The organism is Microbacterium sp. WHRI 7836 (assembly GCF_040223885.2).
In the GTDB taxonomy this organism is placed as follows: domain Bacteria; phylum Actinomycetota; class Actinomycetes; order Actinomycetales; family Microbacteriaceae; genus Microbacterium; species Microbacterium oxydans.
Window position 1 is genome coordinate 1,405,149 of sequence record NZ_CP168171.1, and the last position, 15,159, is coordinate 1,420,307.

Consider the following 15,159-nt stretch of genomic DNA (forward strand, 5'->3'; position numbering starts at 1 on the left):
AGGGGGTTGTCCACAGGCTGTCGGAGAGTGCTCCCTCGATCTCCTAACCTGCCGGGATGGACATCCGGCTCACGCTCATCGCGCTCGTGCATGCTGCCTTGATCGGTGTCGGAGGCTGGCTCATCGTGATCGACGCCCGCACTCACCGTCTCCCCGATCGGATCGTGCTGCCGACGCTCGGTGTCCTCCTGGTGCTCGTGTCGATCGATGCTCTCGCCGCAGGGCAGTGGGCGTCGTCCGTGCGCGCCGCTATCGGCCTTGTGGTCCTCGGTGGTTTCTATGCCGTGCTGCGGATGGTCAGCCGCGCGGGGATGGGCGGGGGAGACGTGAAGCTCGCCGCCGTCATCGGCCTGGTGCTGGGATGGCACGGCTGGCAGGCGCTGATGATCGGGGCGGCCTCGGCATTCGTGCTGGGCGCGCTCTATGCGCTGGTGCTCATCCTGCTGCGCAGAGCCGACGGAGCGACCCGCATCGCCTTCGGGCCCTGGATGATCGCCGGCGCCCTGCTCGGAGTCGCCTTCGGCTGAACCCGCACGCCTCGCCCGCATTCCGCGACGACGGGGCTACCCTGAGCACATGGCACTCGCACGACTTCACGGCGGCCCGCTCGACGGGCAGATCATCCCCCTCGGCGACGCGGACGACAAGCTGATCGTCCCCTACAGCGAGACGCAGGTGGTGTACAACCGCCGCGGCGAACCGCAGAACACCGGAGAGGGCGACGGTCCCACCGAGGTCGACTACTGGTTCGAGGAGTCGCTCGAGGACCTCACCCTCGAGGATGACTGAGCCGTCCCGCACGGTCGAGGTCGAGCGCAAGTACGACGTCGACCTCGAGACCCCGTTGCCCCGGTGGGAGAGGATCCCCGGCGTCGAGGCGGTCAGCACCGGAGAGGTCCGCGCCCTGGACGCCCGGTACTTCGACACCGCTGACGGCACTCTCTCGCGTGCCGGAGTGGCGCTGCGTCGTCGCACCGGCGGCCCCGACGAGGGCTGGCACGTGAAGGGCCCGCGACAGGGAGACGGTCGACTCGAACTCGGCTGGCCGCTGGGAGAGGGCGACACGCTCCCTCCCGCCGTGGCCGAGACCATCTCCGAATGGACGACAGCTCCGCTCACCCCGCTCGCCCGGATCGAGAACGACCGCACCGCCTATCTGCTCAGCGGCCCGCACGGGGTGGTCGCCGAGTTCGTCGACGATCGGGTGCGAGCGACCGATCTGCGCGGGAACGTGACGCGCGAATGGCGTGAATGGGAGATGGAACTCGGTCCAGCCGCGCCCACCGATGAGGCGGGACGCACCGCGTTCTTCGACGCGGTGGAGCAGGCGGTGGCTGCTGCCGGAGGCACGGAGTCGGCGTCGGGGTCGAAGCTCGCCAGAGCTCTCGGCGTCTAGGGCGGACAGCGCTCGGGCGCAACCCCTTCCCCCCGAGCGGTGCGCAGTGCTTGAGTGACACCATGAGCCGAACGCCTGTGCTTCGATCGCTGCAGACGATCGTCCCCGACACCGTTCTCGTGCAGGAGCAGGTGCGTGACGTCTTCGCACAGCAGCCCGACCTGGGAAGACTCGCGCAACGGATCGTCACGACCTCGTTCAACGTCTCGGGCATCGACACCCGCCACACGGTGATCGATGAGCTGTCACCCGATTCGGACGTCACCGACCCCGTCTTCTTCGACCGCCGAACGGGCATGCTGCTCGCTCCGGGCACGAAAGCGCGCAACGACTTCTACACCCGTGAGGCCACCGTGCTCTTCGTCGAGGCCGCGCGGCGGGCGATCGACGCCGACCCCGACCTCCGCCCCGCCGATGTGACACACGTCATCACGGTCTCCTGCACCGGGTTCCACGCCCCTGGTCCCGAGTACGAGATCGTGCGCGCGCTCGGCCTCTCCGATGCCGTGCAGCGCTTCCACTTCGGATTCATGGGCTGCTATGCGTCGATGCCGGCGCTCCGGGCCGCGAGTCAGTTCTGCGCCGCGGACGAGAACGCGGTCGTCCTGGTCGTGAGCGTCGAACTGTGCACCCTTCACCTTCGCACCTCGGAGAACCCCGACACGATCGTCGCGTCTTCGCTGTTCGCCGACGGTGCGGCCGCCGGAATCGTCACGGCACGCGACCTTCCCTCCCCGGTTCCCGCACTGCGCCTGGATCGCTTCCACACCGCGATCGCGCCGGAGGGCGAGAAGGACATGGCCTGGACGATCGGAGACACCGGTTTCGAGATGATCCTCTCCACGGCCGTCCCGCAGATCATCGGCGAGACCATCATCGGTGCGCTCCGGCCGCTGTACAGTCCGGAAGAGGACCTCGGTCAGGCCTTCGAAGGCGGCGGCGTGGGGGAAGCCGTGCAGCATTGGGCCATCCATCCGGGCGGACGCAGCATCCTCGACAAGGTGCAGGAGCGGCTGAACCTCAGCGACGCTCAACTGCACCCGGCCAGGGAGGTGCTGCGGAACAACGGCAACATGTCCAGCGCGACCGTGCTGTTCATCCTGAAACGGATCCTCGAGGAGGAGGGTGCCCGTGCCGGTGACCGCGTCTCCGCGATGGCTTTCGGGCCGGGGCTGACCGCCGAGAGCGCGCTGATGACCGTCGTGGCACCGCCTCGTTCATGACCCGGCCTCTCACGACGCGGGACGTCGACACCCGCGAGTTGATGGACGACCCGGACGCCGATGCACGGATGCTGGCCCGGACCTATGGGCGGTTCGGGTTCGTGAACGCTCTGGTCTCCCGCCCGGGTAGCCTCTACCGGCGTGACGTCCGGCCACGGGCCGCGCACGCCAGGGAGCAGTCGCGCGCCTTGCGTATCCTCGACGTCGGTGCGGGTGGGGGAGATCTCTGTCGGCTGCTCGCCTGGAGACTGCGTCGGGACGGCTTCGATGCAGAGGTCACCGCGCTCGACGCCGACGTGCGGGCGATCCGCTGGGCATCGGCGCACGATCGCGGCGCGGGCATCCGCTACCGTCGTGCCCTCACGACCGAGCTGGTGGCTGCGGGAGAGATCTACGACATGGTGCTGTCCAATCACGTGCTGCATCATCTCGACGATGCCGAGCTGCGGACGGTGCTCGACGACTCCGTGCGGCTCGTCGCTCCCGGCGGGATGGTCTCGCACCGTGACATCGCCCGGAGCCGCACCGCTCATGCGCTGTTCTCCGCGGCCACCTGGACGATCTCGAGCACCCTCCTCGCGGACTCGTTCATCCGTGAGGACGGTCTCATCAGCATCCGCCGCTCGTACACGACGGCCGAGCTCAGGGCGATCGCTCCTCCCGGATGGGTCGTCCGCGGCGGCGTGCCCTCTCGACTGGAGCTGCGGTGGGTGGGAGCGCATGCCCGAACATGACGTCCTGATCGTCGGTGCGGGTCCTGTCGGTCTGCTGCTGGCCTGTCTGTTGGCGCAGGAGGGGCTGCGGGTGACGATCTGCGAGCGGCGGACGGGGACCGACGACCGGACCAGAGCCATCGGCATCCACCGTCCCGGCCTGGATGCCCTAGACGCGGCAGGGGTCGGCGGCGAGGTGCGGGCGGAGGCGCTGCGACTCGCGGGCGGCGAGGTGCGTAGCCGTCGGCGGACTCTGGCGACGCTGACCTTCGACCGCGACCGCCCGGTCCTGGTGCTTCCGCAACCTCACACGGATGCGGTGCTGCGCGCCCGTCTGCGCGCGCTCGCTCCCGACGCTCTGGTCGTCGGCTGCGAGGTGCGCGAGGTGCGCCAGACCAATGACGAGGTCGTCGTCGCGACGGAGACGATCGAAGGATCACGCGAGGTCACCGCATCGATGGTGGTGGTCGCCGACGGGGTGCGGAGCCGACTGCGCGGTGACCTGCGGATCGGCTGGCGTCCTCGGCCGGGGCGCGGGTCGTATTCGATGCTCGACGTGCACGACGAGACTCCGGATGACCGCGCGATCCTGCACTGCGAGCCGGATGGACTCGTCGAGTGCTTCCCGCTGCCGGGTGGGCGGCGCCGATGGGTGGTGAGGGAGGGGGACGAGGGGGTCGGTTCCGCAGCGGGCTTCCGCACGGCCGTCCGGCAGCGCACCGGGATCGACCTCGAGCTCCCGGTGGGCGCGCAACCGGCGTCGTTCGTCGCCGCGCAGCACATGGCCACACGGGTGCATCGGGGGAGGGCCGTGCTCCTGGGCGATGCCGCGCACGAGGTCAGCCCGATCGGAGGGCAGGGGATGAACCTGGGGTGGGCCGACGCCGTGCGCCTCGCCGAGCAGCTCGTCCGTTCCCTCCCGACACGGGTTCCCGACCTCGCCGCCTACGACCATCGCGTGCGCCGGGCTGCCGCCATGGCCGGACGACGCTCGAGGTTCTACATGTCGATGGGCGCGCCGGCGCCGGCTGCGGTCGTGCAGGGCAGGGAGCTGGTGATGCGCGCCCTCGGTTCGGCGCCGTTGCGGGGCTGGACGACGGGTCTGCTCACGATGCGCGGGATCTGACGCCGGCTCCGGGATGCAGAAGGCCCGGTCCGCTGTGCGCGGACCGGGCCTTCTGCGGAGTCTCGATCAGAAGTTGATCATGTGGCCTGCGAGGCCGTGGAAGCCCTCCTGCAGCGCCTCCGACAGCGTCGGGTGCGTGTGCACGTTGCGGGCCAGCTCGAGAGCCGTGAGGTCCCACTTCTGTGCGAGCGTCAGCTCGGGGAGGAGCTCCGACACATCGGGGCCGATCATGTGCGCGCCGATGAGCTCGAGGTGCTCGGCGTCGGCGATCAGCTTGACGAAGCCGACCGGCTCGCCGAGGCCGTGTGCCTTGCCGTTCGCCATGAACGGGAAGGTCGCGACCTTGATCTCGCGTCCCTCGTCCTTGGCCTGCTGCTCGGTGAGGCCGAACGAGGCGACCTGCGGGGAGCAGAACGTCGCACGCGGCATCATGCGGTAGTCGCCCAGCGTCTGGGTCTCGGCGCCGCCGATGGTCTCGGCCGCGACCACACCCTGGGCCTCGGCCACGTGGGCGAGCTGCAGCTTGGCGGTCACATCGCCGATCGCGTAGATGCCCTCCACATTGGTGCGCATGTGGTCGTCGATGTCGATCGCGCCGCGCTCGGTCAGCTTCACGCCGGTCTTCTCCAGGCCGAAGCCCTCGATGTTCGGGGCGAACCCGACCGACATGAGAACCTTGCCGGCCTCGATCGACGACTGCTGTCCGTCCTTGCCGGTGTAGGTGACGGTGACGGACGAGCCGTTGTCGACGACCGACTCGACCTTGGTCGAGGTGAGGATGTCGACGCCGTAGTTCTTGTACTGCTTCGTGATCTCCTTCGACACGTCCGCATCCTCGTTGGGGAGTGCGCGGTCGAGGAACTCGATGATGGTCACCTTGACGCCGTAGTTCGTCAGGACGTAGGCGAACTCCATGCCGATGGCGCCGGCGCCGACGATGACGATCGACTCGGGCAGGTCCCGGGTCATGATCTGCTCTTCGTAGGTGACGACGTTCTCGCTGAGCGTGACGCCGGGGAGCAGACGCACCTTGGAGCCGGTGGCGATGATCACGTTGTCGAACGTGACCTCTTCGGTGGAGCCGTCGGCCTTGGCGACCGAGATCGCCTTGGGGCCGGTGAAGGTGCCGCGACCGTTGTACTCGGTCACCTTGTTCTTCTTCATCAGGAAGTGGATGCCCTTGACGCGACCCTCCGCGACCTCGCGGCTGCGGTCGAACGCCTTGCCGAAGTCGATCGTGAACTCGCCGGAGATCCCGAAGAAGTCGGCCTTGTGGTTCAGGGTGTGCGCGAGCTCCGCGTTCTTCAGGAGCGCCTTGGAGGGGATGCAGCCGACGTTGAGGCAGACACCACCCCAGTACTTCTCCTCGATGATGGCGGTGGAGAGACCGAGCTGCGCGCTGCGAACCGCAGCGACGTATCCGCCAGGACCTGCACCAAGGATGACGACGTCGTAGTGTGGCATGCCTTAAGCCTATCGCTCCGAGGGGGTGTCGGAATCGGTCGCGGCCGCGCCTCGGCGGCGGCTCATGACGATCCAGACGACCACGCCGGCGACCACGAGCACAGCGAGGATCGCGACGATCCAGATCGCCGCCGATCCACCCGCCTCGTCATCCGCGTTCGCGGTCGGCGTGCTCGTCACCTCGGGGGATGCCGTCTGCTCCGCGGTCGGCGCGGCCGTCGTCGGTGTGGCGCTGGGCTCCTCCGTGGCGGCTCCTTCGTCCCCCACGGTCACGGTGAAGGAGTACTCGCCGGAGGTGGGGTGCCCGTCGCTCGACACGACCTTCCAGATCACGTGATAGGCACCGGCCGGTCCCGCGCCCTGCAGGGGCTGCGTGACGATCGCACCGTCGACCGTCGCCGGCCCATCCGTGATCGGGTTCCCCGCGGGGTCGGTCACGACGACCTCGGTCGCGCCCTCGCCACCGATCAGCTTCGCGCTGAAGGTGAGGGTCAGCGTGTCGGGGACCGTCTCGACCGACTCGTCGGCTGCCGGTGACGACGAGACGAGCGCGTCGTGCGCCGAGGCCGACAGCGGGGAGAGGAACACGAGGAAGGCGGCGAGCAGGGTCGCGGCGAGGGCGATCGGTGCGGCCGAGCGGCTCAGAGCTTTGGTCTTCACGAGTACAGCCTATGAATCCTCGGTATGGGACGGCTGAGTGTGGATGCGCCCTCCCGCGAGCCCCTCGGCATCCGTTAGTCTGGACAACCAGGAGGGCACAGTGACTGACAGCGACAGCCGACCGGCCGGAGAAGCCGCGATCCACCGTTCCGGTGAGCAGAGACACGACGTGACGCAGACGTTCGGACACGATTCCGATCTGTCCTTCGTGCCGTTCGGTGTGGAGCTCACCGACGTCGAGCAGACGGCCATCGCCGCGCTGCCTGCAGGATCGGCTCTTCTGCTGGTCCGTTCCGGCGCTCTCGCCGGGGCACGGTACCTCCTCGACACCGATGTGACGACCGTGGGTCGCCACCCCGAGGCCGACATCTTCTTCGACGATGTGACCGTCTCCCGTCGGCATGCGGAGATCACCCGCACGGGATCGACGTTCGAGATCATCGACCAGCGCTCGCTCAACGGCACCTATGTCAACGGTGAGCGCGTCGACCGCAGCACTCTGGCTGACGGCTCCGAACTCCGCGTCGGCAAGTTCCGTCTGAACTTCTTCGCCTCCCCGCAGGACCGCCAGGCGGCGAACGCCTGATGGCGGCCTCTCCCGCCCGCGAACGCTCTGCGTCCGCGGGCCTGCTGAGTATCGGTCAGGTGCTCGCGAGGCTCACCCCGGAGTTTCCCGACCTGACCTCCAGCAAACTGCGGTTCCTCGAGGTGCAGGGCATCGTCAGTCCTTCTCGCACGGACTCCGGCTACCGGAAGTTCTCGGCGTCCGACATCGAGCGTCTCCGTCTCGGGCTCACCCTGCAGCGCGATCACTACCTTCCGTTGAGCGTGATCCGCGAGCAACTCGACGAGGCCGATGCCGCCGGGGACTCGACCCCGCTGCTGCCACCGCCGTCCATCGCCCCGTCGCCCCGTCGCTATCGCCGAGACGAACTCCTCGCCGCGGCGGGAGCGGGACCGCAGCTTCTCAACGACGCGATCAGCACAGGGGTCATCACCGCGCAGGAGAGCTATCCCGAGGCGACCGTGACGCTGCTGCGCGGCCTGGTCGCGCTCGACCGCCACGGCATCGAGCCACGGCACCTGCGCTCTCTGCGTCAGGGCGCCGAACGTGAGGTCGCCCTGATCGAATCCGCCATGTCCGCGCTGCTGCGCCGGACCGACGCCGCGTCACGGGCGAAGGCCAGCGAACTCGCCCCCGAACTGGCCTCGCGCATCGACGAGGTGCGATCGCTCTTCGTCAAGGATGCGCTCTCGCGCGTGCTTTCGTAACGAACTGATTGCGACACACCTTCGCGGCCACACGGATGTGATTGCCGGTGCCCTGGCACTGCTCTACCGTGGAAGAAACCGTTCCAGAGAGGATTTCAGATGAATGCGGATGAGCTCGCAGGCGACCCGCGGTTCGTACCCGAACTCCTCTTCACCGACGGACTCCCGGCCATGGATGACGAGGTCGGCTACCGTGGTGCGGTCGCAGCGCGTGCCGCCGGTATCACCTACCGTCAGCTCGACTACTGGGCGCGCACCGAGCTGGTCGAGCCCACCGTGCGCGGCGCGAACGGCTCCGGCTCGCAGCGTCTCTACGGCTTCCGTGACATCCTCGTCCTCAAGCTGGTGAAGAGCCTTCTCGACACCGGCATCTCGCTGCAGCAGATCCGCACGGCCGTCGAAGAGCTCCGGCGTGCCGGTATCCGCGACCTGGCCGGAACCACGCTCATGAGCGACGGAGCCTCGGTCTACCTCTGCACGTCGAACGACGAGGTCATCGACCTCGTCAGCCGCGGGCAGGGTGTGTTCGGCATCGCCGTCGGCAAGGTCCTCCGCGAGGTGGAGTCGACGCTCGTCTCCTTCGACGCGACGGCGCCCGACCCGGTCGACGAGCTGTCGGCGCGCCGGACCAAGCGCTCGGCGTGATACAGCGCCTCACCCACAGACAGAAAACGGCCGTCCTCGAAGAGGGCGGCCGTTTCGCTGTATGCGTCGGACGTGTCAGCTCTGCTGACCGCTCTCGGGCACGGCGATGCGTCCGGTGCGGATGATGCGGTCGAGCAGCTGGTCGAAGTCGGCGGCGAGTTCCTGCGCGGAGTCGCCCGGCCAGATGTGCAGGGGCTTGGCGGCGCCCTGCGCCTGCTGCAGAGACGTGCGTTCCGGAAGCTGGGGGGAGAGCACGAGAGGGCCGAACATGTCGCGGAGCTCCTTGATGCGGAACTGGTGCTCGATGGACTGCGGACGCACGCGGTTCACCACGATGCCGAGCGGCTGGAGTCGCGGCGAGAGACCGCGGCGGATCTCCTCGATCGCGCGGAGGGCACGGTCGGCTGCGGCGACGGAGAAGAGGCCGGGCTCGGTGACGACCATGACGCGGTCGCTCGCCGCCCACGCCGTGCGGGTCAGGGCATTCAGCGACGGTGCGCAGTCGACGAGCACGAGGTCGTACTCGGACTCGACGGATGCGAGAGCCTCCTCCAGCTTCCACACGTCGCGCACGCTCGGGTGCGGGCCGTCGAAATTGATCGCGGAGGGACTGCCGATGAGGACATCGATCGTCCCGGGGTGCACCTTCGCCCACCCGCTGGACGTGATCGCCTGACGGACGACCTTCTCCTTCGGGTTCGCCAGGACATCGGCGATGTTGAGTCGTCCGGCCACCTGGATGTCCATCCCGGTGGAGACGTCGGACTGCGGGTCGAGGTCGACGACGAGCGTCCGGACTCCTCGGGCGAAAGCCGCTGAGGCCAGCCCGAGTGTCACGGTCGTCTTGCCGACGCCTCCCTTGAGAGAGCTGACGCTGAGTACGTGCACGGAGACAACGTTACCTTCCCCTAGGCTGGGGGAACACTCAGCCCCGCCCCATGCGCATCGAAAAAGCTGCGCATCGAGCTTCCAGAGGTGTGCATGTTCCAGAAGATCCTTGTGGCGAATCGCGGCGAGATCGCGATCCGCGCCTTCCGTGCGGCAGTCGAAGTGGGAGCGCGCACCGTCGCGGTGTTCCCGTACGAAGATCGCGGCTCCGTGCATCGGCTGAAGGCCGATGAGGCCTATGAGATCGGCGAACGCGGTCATCCCGTCCGCGCCTACCTCGACGTCGACGAGATCATCCGGGTCGCGCTGGAGTCCGGCGCCGATGCGATCTACCCCGGGTACGGGTTCCTCTCCGAGAACCCGGAGCTCGCCGAGAAGGCCGCAGCGAACGGCATCGTGTTCATCGGCCCACCCTCGAATGTGCTCGAGATGGCGGGGAACAAGGTCGAGGCGAAGCGGCACGCGGTCGAGGCCGGAGTGCCGGTGCTGCGATCCACAGAAGCCTCCGACGACGTCGATGCACTCGTCGCCCAGTCGGCGGAGATCGGCTTCCCGCTGTTCGCCAAGGCCGTGGCCGGTGGTGGAGGCCGCGGGATGCGTCGTGTCGAGACGGCAGGTGATCTCGCACCCGCTCTCGCGGAGGCGATGCGGGAAGCTGCGAGCGCGTTCGGCGACGCCCGGATGTTCCTCGAGCAGGCGGTCGTGCGCCCTCGGCACATCGAGGTGCAGATCCTCGCCGACAAGACGGGTGAGACGGTCCACCTGTTCGAGCGCGACTGCTCGGTGCAGCGGCGCCACCAGAAGGTCGTGGAGATCGCTCCGGCGCCGAACCTCGACGACAGCGTGCGGACGGCGCTGCACGGCTACGCCGTGGCCTTCGCCCGGTCGATCGGCTACGAGAACGCGGGAACCGTCGAGTTCCTGCTGGAGACCGCGGGGGAGCGCACGGGCGAGGTCGTCTTCATCGAGATGAATCCGCGCATCCAGGTCGAGCACACGGTCACAGAGGAGGTCACCGACGTCGACCTCGTGCAGAGCCAGATGCGCATCGCCTCCGGCCAGACCCTCGCCGACCTCGGTCTGCAGCAGCAGAATCTGCACCTGCGCGGAGCGGCGCTCCAATGCCGGATCACGACGGAGGATCCCACTCAGGGATTCCGTCCTGACACCGGCAAGATCACCACCTACCGCTCGCCGGGAGGCGCCGGCATCCGTCTCGACGGCGGCACGGTGCACCAGGGCGCACAGATCAGCCCTCACTTCGACTCGATGCTCGCGAAGCTCACGTGCCGCGGTCGTGACTTCCCTGCGGCGGTCGCCCGCGCACGTCGAGCGCTCGCGGAGTTCCGCATCCGGGGTGTCTCCACCAACATCCCCTTCCTCCAGGCTCTCCTGGAAGATGACGCGTTCATCGCTGGTGACGTCAGCACGTCCTTCATCGATGAGCGTCCAGAGCTGCTGCGTGGCCGGGTTTCGAAGGACCGTGGAACGAAGCTGCTCAACTGGCTGGTCGACGTCACGGTGAACAAGCCGCACGGTGCACACCCCGGCGTCATCGATCCGGTCGCCAAGCTTCCTTCCGTCGATCTGACGACCGAGCCGGCTCCGGGCTCTCGCCAGAGGCTTCTCGAACGGGGACCGGAGGGTTTCGCCCGCGGTCTCCGTGCGCAGACGGCGCTGGCGATCACCGACACCACCTTCCGTGACGCGCATCAGTCCCTCCTCGCCACGCGTGTGCGCACGAAGGACCTCGTCGCCGCGGCTCCTTATCTCGCACGGCTGACTCCCGAGTTGCTGTCGGTCGAGGCGTGGGGAGGGGCGACATACGACGTCGCGCTGCGCTTCCTCGGCGAAGACCCCTGGGAGAGACTCGACAAGCTCAGGGCCGCGCTCCCGAACGTGGCGATCCAGATGCTGCTGCGCGGGCGCAACACGGTCGGATACACCCCGTACCCCACCGCGGTGACCGAGGCGTTCGTCGCCGAGGCGGCCGCCAGCGGGGTGGACATCTTCCGCATCTTCGACGCCCTCAACGACGTCGAGCAGATGCGTCCGGCGATCGAGGCCGTCCGCAACACGGGGACCGCCGTCGCCGAGGTCGCGCTCTGCTACACCGGTGACCTGCTCGATCCGGCAGAAGACCTCTACACGCTCGACTACTACCTGGGCCTGGCGGATCAGATCGTCGAAGCTGGCGCGCACATCATCGCCATCAAGGACATGGCTGGTCTGCTGCGACCCGCGGCGGCGGCCAAGCTGGTGACGGCGCTGCGCGAGCGCTTCGACCTGCCCGTGCATCTGCACACGCACGACACCCCCGGAGGCCAGCTCGCCACGCTTCTCGCCGCCAGCGCGGCCGGCGTCGACGCGGTGGACGCCGCATCGGCACCCCTTTCGGGGAGCACGAGCCAGCCCTCGCTGTCGTCCCTGGTGGCTGCGCTCGCCCACACGGAGCGCGACAGCGGCATCTCCCTGGGAGCGGTCTCCGACCTGGAGCCGTACTGGGAGGCGGTCCGTCGCCAGTATGCGCCTTTCGAGTCGGGACTGCCCGGACCCACGGGCCGTGTCTACCACCACGAGATCCCCGGCGGCCAGCTCTCCAACCTCCGGCAGCAGGCGAAGGCACTCGGTCTGGCCGACGACTTCGAACTCATCGAGGACATGTACGCCGCCGCGGACCGCATCCTCGGGCGGGTGCCCAAGGTCACGCCGTCGTCGAAGGTCGTCGGAGACCTCGCGCTCCATCTCGCGGCGGTGAAAGCCGATCCGGCCGACTTCGAGGCCAACCCCGAGAAGTACGACGTGCCGGACTCGGTCGTCGGATTCATGGCTGGTGAACTCGGCGACCTTCCCGGCGGATGGCCAGAGCCGTTCCGTACCAAGGTCCTCGCAGGACGGTCGGTGCGCACCGGGATCACGGCGATCACCGCGGACGATGAAGCAGCGCTCGGTGGCACCAGCTCTGAGCGCAGAGCGCGGCTCAACACCCTGCTGTTCCCTGCGCCGAGTGCGGAGTTCGCCGAGCGCCGTGAACTGTTCGGCGACCTCTCGGTGCTCGACACCAGCGACTACCTCTATGGCCTCGTCGCCGGCCAGGAGCATCAGGTCGAGATCGACCGGGGCGTGCGGCTCTACGTGGGACTCGAGGCCATCGGCGACGCGGATGACAAGGGCATGCGCACGGTCATGACCACCCTCAACGGGCAGCTTCGTCCGGTGTTCGTCCGTGATCGCGCGGTCAAGGTCGATGCGATCGAGGTGGAGAAGGCGGACACCTCGGTTCCCGGCCAGGTCGCCGCACCGTTCTCCGGTGTCGTCACGTTGAAGGCCGAGGTGGGGGCCACCGTGCACGCCGGTGAACCCGTCGCATCCATCGAGGCGATGAAGATGGAGGCGGCCATCACCGCACCCGTCGACGGTGTCATCGAGCGGCACGCCATCGCCGAGACGCAGCAGGTGGACGCCGGAGATCTTTTGGTCGTGATCCGCCCGGCGCACTAATCTTGTGCGGGCGAGGGCCGCGCATCCGTGCGCACCCGGGGCTCGCGCAGGCTTGGAGCGACATCGTGACACCGAAGAACACCACCGACCCCGAGGACGACTCGCTGGGGGTGCTCGACGAAGCCGCGTCTCTCGACACGGCCGGTATCGGCATCCTCGGCGGGACGGCCCAGGTCCGTGTGACCCTGCCCATGAACGAGGACGACGATCTCGCCGACGACGAGGTGATCGACGGCGAGGTCATCGGAGACCTCGTGATCGATCCGGTGCCTGCCGTCGAACAGGAGACGGCGTTTCCGGCGAAGACGAAGACGAAGACGAAGCCGTTGCCCGAGGTACCCTCGATCGATGCGGCGTCGGCGGAGGAGCCGCCCGCAGAGCCCGATGTCGTCACCGGTGTGATCGATTCGCCCGTGATCGAGCCGATCGCGATCGATGCGACAGCGATCGGTTCGCGTCCGCATGCGGACGCCGTCATCGATGCCGTGATCGTCGATGACGAGGAGCCCGGCGACTCGATCGCCGACGACCCCGACGCCGTTCGTGCGCGTGCTGCCGAGGAAGCGGCTGCCGCAGAAGAGGCTGCCGAGGAAGCGGCTGCGGCGCGTTTCCTCGCTCAGGCCCGGACCGAGACGACGGCATCTGCACCGGCACCCGCCGTGCGGACACCCGCTGAGAAGGAGACCACCGTGTCCATCCCCGAAGAGAGGCCCGTCGTGGCCCAGCCGGCACGCCCGGCGGGTCGTGCGGACGTGACACTCACGTCGAAGCGCCTGGATGAGCTGGGCGAATCCTCACGCGAATCCGCTGATCTGCTGACGGCAGACCGACTGCTCGATCCGCATCAGATCACCAAGCCCGAGCCTGAGGGAGCGTGGAGTCATCTGCTGTACGCGGTCTCCGGCCGGCGGATCAACATCGGCGACGGGCGCCGCGCGCGGGAGCGCAAAGCCCTCTCCGCGCGGATCGCGGCGCCGATCGCGGGCGGAGCGCGCTTCGTGCCGGTGCTCTCCCGCAAGGGAGGGGTGGGCAAGACCACGATCACCGCGCTCCTGGGCATGGCCCTGGCCGATGCGCGTGAGGACCGGGTGATCGCGGTCGACGCGAACCCCGACCGTGGCACGCTCGCGGAGCGGATCGTGCGACCGAACCACAGCAAGTCGGTGCGCGACCTCGTCCGGATCCACGACGACGTCAGGGGTTACCACGACATCTCCGCGATCGTTGCGCGTGACGCGACACGCCTCGACGTCCTGGCCTCCGATGCCGACCCGCGCATCGCTGAGGCCTTCAGCGACAGCGACTACCGCGACGTCGCGGACGTCGCCGCTCACTACTACTCGCTCGTCCTCACCGACACGGGGACGGGGATCGTCCACTCGGTGATGTCGGCGACCCTCGACCTGGCGGATCAGATCGTCATTGTCTCGGGGCTCAGCGTGGACGAGGCGAGACTCGCATCCGAGACGCTCACGTGGCTCGAGACCAACGGGTACGCGGAGCAGGCGAGGGAAGCGATCGTCGTCCTCAATCAGTCCACGCCGGGCGCTCCGCTCGTGCGTCTGAACGAACTGCAGGCGCACTTCGCCACGCGGGCCCGGAGTGTCGTCCGCGTGCCGTACGACCCGCAGATCGCCGGGGGAGGGGCGATAGTGTTCGCCAACCTCCTGCCGGAGACACGGATCGCCGCCCGCGAACTCGCCGCGTTGCTCGTCGAGGGCCTCCGGGCGAAGGCCGCCTGATGGCCGTCCGCGAGATCCGCATCTTCGGCGACCCCGTCCTGCGCACGGTCTGCGCCCCGATCGAGGAGATCGACGACGGAGTGCGCGCCCTCGTCGCAGACCTGGTCGATACCGTCGAGCTCCCCGGGCGCGCAGGCGTGGCCGCGCCTCAGATCGGCGTCGCCCTGCGCGCGTTCAGCTACAACATCGACGGTGACATCGGATATGTCCTCAACCCCGTGCTGACCGAAGTCCGCGGCGAGCCCGAGCCGACGGGGGAGGGCTGCCTCTCGGTTCCCGGCCTGTGGCACGACGCGCAGCGCCATCCATGGGCACGCGTGGAGGGAATCGACCTCGACGGCAACCCGGTGGTCCTCGAAGGCGAGGGCCTCCTCGCCCAGGCTTTGCAGCACGAGACCGATCACCTGGACGGCAAGCTCTTCCTGACTCGCCTCGACCCGGAAACGCGCAAGATCGCGATGCGGGAGGTGCGGGAGAGTTCCTGGTTCTGATGAGCACACGAAGAAGGGCCCGCACCTGCGGGGCCCTT

The 15,159-nt window shown here is 68.4% G+C and carries 15 protein-coding genes; 12 read left to right on the top strand and 3 right to left on the bottom strand.

The genetic code is table 11. The features are described 5' to 3' along the window. The first annotated feature begins 56 nt into the window (after positions 1-56). The 6 genes from ABRP18_RS06675 to ABRP18_RS06700 all read left to right on the top strand — a co-directional run bounded on the left by ABRP18_RS06675 (position 57) and on the right by ABRP18_RS06700 (position 4,458). Positions 57-527, top strand: a complete 471-nt coding sequence (locus tag ABRP18_RS06675) for an A24 family peptidase (protein WP_127012057.1) — start codon at positions 57-59, stop codon at positions 525-527. 49 nt (positions 528-576) lie between these two features. Continuing rightward, positions 577-789, top strand: coding sequence for a hypothetical protein (locus tag ABRP18_RS06680; RefSeq protein WP_046749348.1), 213 nt, complete (start codon positions 577-579; stop codon positions 787-789). Beyond that, positions 782-1,396, top strand: a complete 615-nt coding sequence (locus ABRP18_RS06685) for a CYTH domain-containing protein (RefSeq protein WP_113680241.1) — start codon at positions 782-784, stop codon at positions 1,394-1,396. Before ABRP18_RS06680 ends, ABRP18_RS06685 begins: the two co-directional genes overlap by 8 nt. A 62-nt stretch (positions 1,397-1,458) precedes the next feature. Further along, positions 1,459-2,619 (top strand): type III polyketide synthase, encoded by a 1,161-nt coding sequence (locus tag ABRP18_RS06690; RefSeq protein ID WP_046749346.1) that lies wholly within the window; start codon positions 1,459-1,461, stop codon positions 2,617-2,619. Then, the gene (locus ABRP18_RS06695) at positions 2,616-3,353 is read left to right on the top strand and encodes a methyltransferase domain-containing protein (RefSeq protein ID WP_113680240.1); all 738 of its coding nucleotides are present in this window, start codon (positions 2,616-2,618) and stop codon (positions 3,351-3,353) included. The genes ABRP18_RS06690 and ABRP18_RS06695 overlap by 4 nt, the downstream gene beginning before the upstream one ends. Continuing rightward, on the top strand, positions 3,340-4,458 hold the full coding sequence (locus ABRP18_RS06700) for an NAD(P)/FAD-dependent oxidoreductase (protein ID WP_113680239.1): 1,119 nt from the start codon (positions 3,340-3,342) through the stop codon (positions 4,456-4,458). Before ABRP18_RS06695 ends, ABRP18_RS06700 begins: the two co-directional genes overlap by 14 nt. Positions 4,459-4,524: 66 nt before the next feature. Here ABRP18_RS06700 and lpdA read toward each other — a convergent pair whose 3' ends face one another. Next, positions 4,525-5,922, bottom strand: a complete 1,398-nt coding sequence (gene lpdA, locus ABRP18_RS06705; RefSeq protein ID WP_046749343.1) for a dihydrolipoyl dehydrogenase — start codon at positions 5,920-5,922, stop codon at positions 4,525-4,527. A gap of 9 nt (positions 5,923-5,931) precedes the next feature. Further along, on the bottom strand, positions 5,932-6,582 hold the full coding sequence (locus ABRP18_RS06710) for a copper resistance CopC family protein (RefSeq protein WP_349884387.1): 651 nt from the start codon (positions 6,580-6,582) through the stop codon (positions 5,932-5,934). Between the two features lie 100 nt (positions 6,583-6,682). Here ABRP18_RS06710 and ABRP18_RS06715 point away from each other — a divergent pair, with 100 nt between their 5' ends. The 3 genes from ABRP18_RS06715 (at position 6,683) to ABRP18_RS06725 (ending at position 8,499) form a co-directional block, all read left to right on the top strand. Continuing rightward, on the top strand, positions 6,683-7,168 hold the full coding sequence (locus ABRP18_RS06715) for an FHA domain-containing protein (protein ID WP_046749341.1): 486 nt from the start codon (positions 6,683-6,685) through the stop codon (positions 7,166-7,168). Then, a complete protein-coding gene (locus ABRP18_RS06720) occupies positions 7,168-7,854 on the top strand; it encodes a MerR family transcriptional regulator (protein WP_046749340.1) in 687 nt (228 codons plus the stop codon). The genes ABRP18_RS06715 and ABRP18_RS06720 overlap by 1 nt, the downstream gene beginning before the upstream one ends. Before the next feature lie 99 nt (positions 7,855-7,953). Continuing rightward, positions 7,954-8,499, top strand: a complete 546-nt coding sequence (locus ABRP18_RS06725; protein ID WP_046749339.1) for a MerR family transcriptional regulator — start codon at positions 7,954-7,956, stop codon at positions 8,497-8,499. A gap of 75 nt (positions 8,500-8,574) precedes the next feature. On the opposite strand, the gene ABRP18_RS06730 is transcribed toward ABRP18_RS06725, so the two are convergent. Further along, positions 8,575-9,387 carry a ParA family protein gene (locus ABRP18_RS06730; RefSeq protein WP_046749338.1) on the bottom strand — a complete coding sequence of 271 codons (813 nt, stop codon included), beginning with the start codon at positions 9,385-9,387 and terminating at the stop codon, positions 8,575-8,577. Positions 9,388-9,480: 93 nt separating this feature from the next. Between ABRP18_RS06730 and ABRP18_RS06735 the strand changes: the two genes are divergently transcribed. The 3 genes from ABRP18_RS06735 to def all read left to right on the top strand — a co-directional run bounded on the left by ABRP18_RS06735 (position 9,481) and on the right by def (position 15,121). Further along, positions 9,481-12,888: a pyruvate carboxylase gene (locus tag ABRP18_RS06735; RefSeq protein ID WP_349884388.1), complete on the top strand. Its 3,408-nt coding sequence runs from the start codon at positions 9,481-9,483 to the stop codon at positions 12,886-12,888. 65 nt (positions 12,889-12,953) lie between these two features. Continuing rightward, entirely contained in the window at positions 12,954-14,630 is a 1,677-nt protein-coding gene (locus ABRP18_RS06740) for a MinD/ParA family protein (RefSeq protein ID WP_193761945.1), read from the top strand. Further along, positions 14,630-15,121: a peptide deformylase gene (gene def, locus ABRP18_RS06745; protein ID WP_046749335.1), complete on the top strand. Its 492-nt coding sequence runs from the start codon at positions 14,630-14,632 to the stop codon at positions 15,119-15,121. Before ABRP18_RS06740 ends, def begins: the two co-directional genes overlap by 1 nt. The last annotated feature ends 38 nt before the right edge of the window (positions 15,122-15,159 follow it).

What these genes read in the sequence shown, in the direction of transcription:
- ABRP18_RS06720 (WP_046749340.1), top strand. Translation starts at nt 7,168, where the DNA reads ATGGCGGCCTCTCCCGCCCGCGAACGCTCTGCGTCCGCGGGCCTGCTG.
- ABRP18_RS06700 (WP_113680239.1), top strand. Translation starts at nt 3,340, where the DNA reads ATGCCCGAACATGACGTCCTGATCGTCGGTGCGGGTCCTGTCGGTCTG.
- ABRP18_RS06685 (WP_113680241.1), top strand. Translation starts at nt 782, where the DNA reads ATGACTGAGCCGTCCCGCACGGTCGAGGTCGAGCGCAAGTACGACGTC.
- ABRP18_RS06725 (WP_046749339.1), top strand. Translation starts at nt 7,954, where the DNA reads ATGAATGCGGATGAGCTCGCAGGCGACCCGCGGTTCGTACCCGAACTC.
- ABRP18_RS06675 (WP_127012057.1), top strand. Translation starts at nt 57, where the DNA reads ATGGACATCCGGCTCACGCTCATCGCGCTCGTGCATGCTGCCTTGATC.
- ABRP18_RS06690 (WP_046749346.1), top strand. Translation starts at nt 1,459, where the DNA reads ATGAGCCGAACGCCTGTGCTTCGATCGCTGCAGACGATCGTCCCCGAC.
- ABRP18_RS06680 (WP_046749348.1), top strand. Translation starts at nt 577, where the DNA reads ATGGCACTCGCACGACTTCACGGCGGCCCGCTCGACGGGCAGATCATC.
- lpdA (WP_046749343.1), bottom strand. Translation starts at nt 5,922, where the DNA reads ATGCCACACTACGACGTCGTCATCCTTGGTGCAGGTCCTGGCGGATAC.
- ABRP18_RS06735 (WP_349884388.1), top strand. Translation starts at nt 9,481, where the DNA reads ATGTTCCAGAAGATCCTTGTGGCGAATCGCGGCGAGATCGCGATCCGC.
- def (WP_046749335.1), top strand. Translation starts at nt 14,630, where the DNA reads ATGGCCGTCCGCGAGATCCGCATCTTCGGCGACCCCGTCCTGCGCACG.
- ABRP18_RS06695 (WP_113680240.1), top strand. Translation starts at nt 2,616, where the DNA reads ATGACCCGGCCTCTCACGACGCGGGACGTCGACACCCGCGAGTTGATG.